Genomic DNA, 6,278 nt, shown 5'->3' on the forward strand with positions numbered 1-6,278 from the left:
GAGCGCTTATGCAACTGATCATCATGCGCCATGGCGAAGCCGGCTGGCACAGCCTGGACCAGGAACGGGAGCTCACCGATGTGGGTCGGCACGGGGCTGCAGCCGTGGCCGCGGCAATCGGCAAATCCTCCTGGCGCCCGGACCGGATCTGGTGCAGCCCCTACACCAGGGCCCGGCAAACCGCAGCGATTGTCTCTGAAGTGCTGAATTGCCCGGTAGACGAAAAGCCGTTCATTACCCCGGACGATGATCCTGGGCTTTGCCTTGACGCTTTACTGGAAACCGATATTTCCCGTTTGATGCTGGTGTCCCACATGCCCCTGGTGGGCAGCCTGTCTACCTTGCTGGTGGACGGCCATCGCAAGGGCATTCCCTTTATGACCGCCCAGGCCGTGGTGCTGGATATGCCGGTGGTGGGCCCGGGCTGCGCTGACTTGAAAGAACAGTTTTTGCCCTGATCTTTACCCTGCCATTCCATTTCGCAAGTTTCGAGACGCCATGTACAGCTTTCCGATCGAGTATATCGAACCCGTCTTCCGCCCGCCGAGCGAGGCAAAGTCCCTGATCCTGCCGGTGACCAACGGCTGCTCCTGGAACCAGTGTACTTTTTGCGATTAGTAGAATTAAATTTCTGTACTAAAAACCCCTTAAAAATCCCCAATAGCTCCTAATCCGCACTTTCTTTTTTTCTTTAAGCACACTATAGTGCTATTAAAAATATACTACAAATACGAGAAAAATGTGCTTAATAGTGTTTGTGTGGAAGCGAACATCAGAATGGATAACACCGGACTCCAGGTCAGTCTTCCGGTAATCGTGACGCACGATGGCCTGCTGAGAAGTTATCTGGACTATTTGATCGTCCATCGGAATAAGTCACGGAGTTGGAAAGACAGAAGCGCCTTCGCAGTCCGGCTTTTGATCGATTACACGAAGCAAAATGAGGGCTGCTTCGATAAACCTTATGAACTTTTTCGAGAGTTTTCCAACAGCCTTTACACGGGAACGATTGGCGAGGACGGTAATGACCCCAGTTGGTTGCGCTGGAAACCACGCTCAGATAACGATGCGGCCTTTTTGATCAAGCTCATTACAAGTTACACCGACTGGTTGGCTCGCCAACACGAAGAAAAAAAATTCCAGATAAACCCGAAGGTCAAACCAACTCGTTACGAGGAATGGATGGGGTTGGCAGCCCACTATCAGAAAAAGCGCCGTGCCTTTTTATCCCATCTTTGGGCAAACAATCCGGATCCCTCTTATTCTCGATATGTCATGCCCAGGAAGGTTTCTGGCTCTAAGGGTACCGAAAGCAAGAAAAGTTTTCCGGAAGGACGGATTGATGATTTGCTTTGGGATGGATTCGTTCGATACGGCTTCGAGACCAGCGATAGGATTCATGAGCGGCTCGACCTAAAAAATGTACTGATCACGATGCTGATGCACTATGGAGGGCTGCGCCTTAGCGAATGCTTTCACCTTTGGGTAGAAGACATTATCCCCTGGGAAGATGGAACGGCGCTTGTAAAAGTCTTTCACCCCGACAAAGGAAAAGTCGGTCAGAACAGCCCAAGCAGGCGAGAAGAACTGCGTCAGCGGTTCGGCCTAAAGCCGCGATTCGAGTACCCGAAATCCCACACCCTGCATGCGGGCTGGAAAGATCCGAAAGAAGACAATGAAAATAGGCACTTCTTACAGGTTTGGTGGTTTCCACAATCTGCGGGCGAAACCTTCAATGAGTTATGGCGGCTTTACCTGACCTATCAGCGGTATTCGGACGATGACAATCATCCGTTTGCGTTTACAACACGCACTGGGGCTCCTCACTCGATCAAAGGCTACAACCAGTCGCTCAAAAGAGCAGTAGAACGAATCGGCCTGCCATTCTCAAAAGAAGCTGGAACGACGGCCCATGCCCATCGTCACTCATACGGGCAGGCGTTGTCTGACGCCAAATCCAGCTCCCTGATCATTAAAAATGCTCTCCATCATAAATCGATAGAAAGTCAGCAAGTATACACCGAACTGTCCGAGAAACAGATGCGAGCGCACTTGAAGAGGCTCTCACCCGAACAGCACTCGATATCTGCCATTTCGAAGGGAATTTCACATGACGACTAAATACGCCACCTACGCCGAAGCGTGCGAGGCCGCGCAGAAGTTGGGTTTTAAGACGGCGGCAGAATACCAAAAGGGCTATAAGGAAGACGACAGGCTGCGAAGAATGCCGGACAAAGCCTACCCAGATGAGTGGGTAAGCTGGCCTCATTTTCTCCGTAATGCACAACAAAAATACATTACCCTCGACGAAGCGTCAGCGGCCGCACGGGCGCTGGGTTTGATGAGTCAGAAAGAATACTACATGGGGTATAAAGATGACCCCAAACTGCCGAGTAGCCCCGAACAGTCCTACCCCAATGAGTGGGTGGGCTGGTACGAGTTTTTGGGTACAGAGCGTCCGGTTGAGAAATACTCCACCCTGGCCGAAGCATCAGAGGCCGCGCGGGCGCTAGGTTTCAAGAGCCAGAAAGAATACAACACGGGGTATCGAGACGATCCCAAGCTCTCGCGCACTCCCCAGCAGTCCTACCCCGATGAGTGGGTGGGCTGGTACGAGTTTTTGGGAACAGAGCGTCCGGTTGAGAAATACGCCACCGTGGCCGAAGCGTCACAGGCCGCGAGGGCGCTAGGTTTCAAGAGTTCGAAAGAATATCGGGCGGGGTACCGGGACGATCCAAAGCTTCCGCACCTTCCCCAGCAGTCCTACCCGGATGAGTGGGTGGACTGGTGCGAGTTTTTGGGAACAGAGCGTCCGGCTGAGAAATATGCCACCTTGGCCGAAGCGTCTCAGGCCGCGCAGGCGCAAGGTTTCAAAAGTATAAATAAATACCAGGCGGGGTATCGGAACGACCCCAAGCTGCCGGGTCGCCCCGACCAGGTGTACGCCGATGAGTGGGTAGGCTGGTTTAGCTTTTTGGGAAACGAAAGCGCGTTCGATCCAGAATTACTCACCGTTTATCCGAGGTTCTGGGAAGCAATCCAGAGATATGTGGAAGCAGGGACCAACCAAAACACTAAATACTATCAGTTAAGAGCCTTCTTAAAAGACGTTGTTGCGAAGCAAAACCTACCTGACAATCCCGGCGCCATGCTGTCGAAGGACATACCGTTCAACGAACGCATTTATGAGGCGTTCGTCCAGTCGACGGGAGATACCCAAAAAAGGACAAGGCACAACATTTGTGCGGATTTCTTTGACTGGGCTTTAGACACCTATTGTTCCGATGAGGACGATGAGGGCGTGCTGCTTCTCTTGCCAGGATATCGCAACCCATTGCGGACCGTTCTCAAAGGCTACTTGGACCAGTTGCCAACCATAAGACGCAGCGAGTCCAACAAACCGCCGCTCCCAATGGACTCTATCGTCCGCGCCAGAAAGCATCTGATTCCTTCGGAGATCAAATCTTTCCGCGATCTGCATCAGTTACATTGCTTTTTGGAGGACTGCTGGTTTGAGTGCGATCCCGAATTAATTGATGAGACCGATCCAAACTGCATTTATCGGACCGTGACTAAGGATCGTAGAAAGTCGGATGGTGAGCGGTATTTTGAGGAGGCCGTCGAACTCTGGTCGCCGGTCAAGGTTGTGGCGAACTACATGTTGTTGTCGATGCCGCTGCGCGGGCAGCAAATCTGTTGGCTGGACAGTGGCGAGGGCGACGAGATCATTCCTGTCTGGCACGACGGTGAGGTTCGATGGGTCAAAAATACCAGTCATCTTGCCACTCCGAAGCGCAACCAGGGCTTCCTGCGAAGAGGCGAAGACGGGGAACTGAGTTCCTACATCACGACGAACAAAACCGGAAAGAAACTCGGGGGCTACAGCGTGCCCTATATGCCCGATGACCTGGCCTACTGGGTGATCCAATTACGGGAATGGCAAGCCAAGTACAACCCAATCGAAAGGTTAACCCCTTGGACTGCAATCAAACTTCGACAAAAAACTAACAAGGACATCCTCAAGAGAAGGGGGACGCAGGCGTTTTTGTTTCGCGATCCGGCTTCGTTGGCTTGCGAAGACAAAGTTTCGCCCATGTTCACGACAACCGCCTTCGCACGCACCTTGCCTGCGTTGCTATTCTATAGCCAGAAACTAGGGGAAGACCTCGCTGAGAAAATTGAGAAAAAGAACAGTGTGGAGTACAAGAGCCAATTTACCCCCCACGCTCTGCGGGTCAGCCTGATTACGGCGTACATTGTCGATGGGGGAATGCCCATCACTGTGATCTCAAAGTTGGTTGGCCATGCGTCACTCGTAATGACAATTTACTACACGAAAGTTGGCCATAGCCTGATGCGAAAGGAGTTGGCTGCTGCCGAGAAACGGGCGATCGAACAAAGTCTGGACCGCTACCAGGACCTCATCATCCAGAAGAAGATTGATGAGGCTCGACCAGAGCTCATTGCCACAGATCGAACCACTCTGGATCAGTGTTTGAATTCGGACTGGCCGGCCGCCGCCTTTCAATTGATGAGTATCGGAATTTGTCCCGTGGGCGGAGCCAAGTGTGACGAAGGTGGTGAACCATTGGTCGAGCGGAAGGCCGAGGCTTTTTACGCGCCGGTTCCCAGTGGCTATCTGGGAACGAGAAACTGCCCCCGATGCCGGTTCTTCATCACGGGCCCAGCTTTCCTTGGGGGCTTATCGGCCATCGCCAACGAAGTCATTCTCGAAATTAACGTCATCCGCAAGGAATACCACGAGCTGGAGGAACAAAGGCAGGCGTTCGATGACGAGCGGTACGATGCCGAGAGTGCAGGCAAGGTGTTTGGGAACGCAAGAAAACTCAAAAAAGTCACTGCTGCTTACGAAGAAAAAGCCAAAAAACTCGACATGCTGGCGTGCGACCTCCAGCACTTATACCGGCTCATCACTCAATCTACGGCACTCTTGAGCAAAACTGAGACGGATAAACAGCAATTGATTGTCAGCGAAAATTACGTGGAAATGGGCATGCATCTGGAAGAGCAGCAAAGCGATTTCAGGCTATTGGCTGAAGTTTGCGCGAACGCCGAAATCTACGAAAGCGCGAGTGCGTCCAGAGCACAGCCTTTGCTCAGTCAGATGTTAGATAAACTTGCTGACACCAATGGGATCGCTCCGGCAATGTTCAGGCTAACCGAAGACCAACAGCTCAAGGCTGCCAACCAGGTTGTTCAATTGCTTATGAAGGAAACAGGGAATGACTGGCACCTTGCTGACAGGTTGGTGAACGGTCAAATCTCGCTGGAAGACCTGGCTGAACCATTGAGATTCGCTGACATACGCAAAGAGATCGAATCGGTCATGAATGGGTCTCTGAAATTCGCGTTAGGAATCGAGAGCTGCCATGAGTGATCCAAACGAAGTCTACGAGGCGGTACTGAGCCAACTAAAAAGCGCTCGCTCAAGAAAATCCCTGGAAGCACTGCATGAGGTCTGTCAGGAGCATCATAGCTCGGGTGCCGTTGATTTTAGAATCGCAACGATTGCCAAGCTCGGCGATAACCGTGGGGTTCCGAGTGCTCAAACGATCCGGAATAAAACGGGCGAACCGTATCGAGCTTTGATTGATGCATGGCAGGCGCTTGGCGATCAGAAGAAAAAAGAAATCAAAGGTCGCATGACGCCGTCTGGGAAATATGATTGGGTGGATGATCTGGGAAACCCGACTCACCGTTACCTTGTCCTCGATTTGATTGCGCAAGTGCGTCACCTGAGAGCCGAAAATAAAGGGTTTGCGTCGATTAAAAAGCTGGAAATTGACTGCCGTTCCGGTTCGGAAGTTGCGGTTGAATCACAACTTCCAAATTTCCTGAGTCATGAGTTGGACGCACTGAAGGAAGCGATTTCTGATGAGTTCCTGATGCGACAGGGTTGGGTTCGAGGGGAACGTGGAAGTATCAAGGACCAAAACGGCAAGGTGATCTTCCGTAATGGCTTCGTTGACATCATTGAAAAAGTGCTGAGTTTAAAGCATGTCTAATGGACAAGAGAAAGCTCGCCAGAACCTCGTTGGCTTCCAACGCTGGGCGGCCACGCAAACGGACGAGGATTTTGAGCAAATCGTTCACCGGGGCCAGTTAAACCGTGGCGAGCTAGTGTCCCTTAACAAAAATTCGCATAGATAATTCTCCGATCCTGTATAATCTCACAAGTAGAGACAGGAGAAACAACCATGGCGCGAATAGCTAGACCCCTTGAAGTGAGCGACTCTGAACGAAAGGAGCTGGAGTCA

4 protein-coding genes and 1 pseudogene are annotated in these 6,278 nt (G+C 51.7%); all 5 read left to right on the plus strand.

Translation table 11 applies throughout. From position 1 onward, the window contains the following. Positions 1–8 precede the first annotated feature (8 nt). The 5 genes and pseudogenes from sixA (at position 9) to gmtX (ending at position 6,026) form a co-directional block, all read left to right on the plus strand. Positions 9–458, plus strand: coding sequence for a phosphohistidine phosphatase SixA (gene sixA / locus AC13DJ_RS14030; RefSeq protein ID WP_022988216.1), 450 nt, complete (start codon positions 9–11; stop codon positions 456–458). Between the two features lie 40 nt (positions 459–498). Next, positions 499–615 (plus strand): annotated as a pseudogene (locus AC13DJ_RS14035) (radical SAM protein); the annotation flags it as partial. 144 nt (positions 616–759) lie between these two features. Then, complete coding sequence (gene gmtY, locus AC13DJ_RS14040; protein WP_474539176.1) at positions 760–2,121, plus strand: gamma-mobile-trio recombinase GmtY; 1,362 nt, start codon at positions 760–762, stop codon at positions 2,119–2,121. Continuing rightward, positions 2,111–5,398 carry a gamma-mobile-trio integrase GmtZ gene (gene gmtZ / locus AC13DJ_RS14045; RefSeq protein ID WP_138437834.1) on the plus strand — a complete coding sequence of 1,096 codons (3,288 nt, stop codon included), beginning with the start codon at positions 2,111–2,113 and terminating at the stop codon, positions 5,396–5,398. The genes gmtY and gmtZ overlap by 11 nt, the downstream gene beginning before the upstream one ends. After that, complete coding sequence (gmtX, locus tag AC13DJ_RS14050; RefSeq protein ID WP_138437833.1) at positions 5,391–6,026, plus strand: gamma-mobile-trio protein GmtX; 636 nt, start codon at positions 5,391–5,393, stop codon at positions 6,024–6,026. The genes gmtZ and gmtX overlap by 8 nt, the downstream gene beginning before the upstream one ends. The last annotated feature ends 252 nt before the right edge of the window (positions 6,027–6,278 follow it).

The sequence above is a fragment of the Marinobacter sp. L-46 genome, assembly GCF_056859535.1.

Coding starts and splice junctions, on each gene's coding strand:
- sixA (WP_022988216.1), top strand. CDS start 9: ATGCAACTGATCATCATGCGCCATGGCGAAGCCGGCTGGCACAGCCTG.
- gmtZ (WP_138437834.1), top strand. CDS start 2,111: ATGACGACTAAATACGCCACCTACGCCGAAGCGTGCGAGGCCGCGCAG.
- gmtX (WP_138437833.1), top strand. CDS start 5,391: ATGAGTGATCCAAACGAAGTCTACGAGGCGGTACTGAGCCAACTAAAA.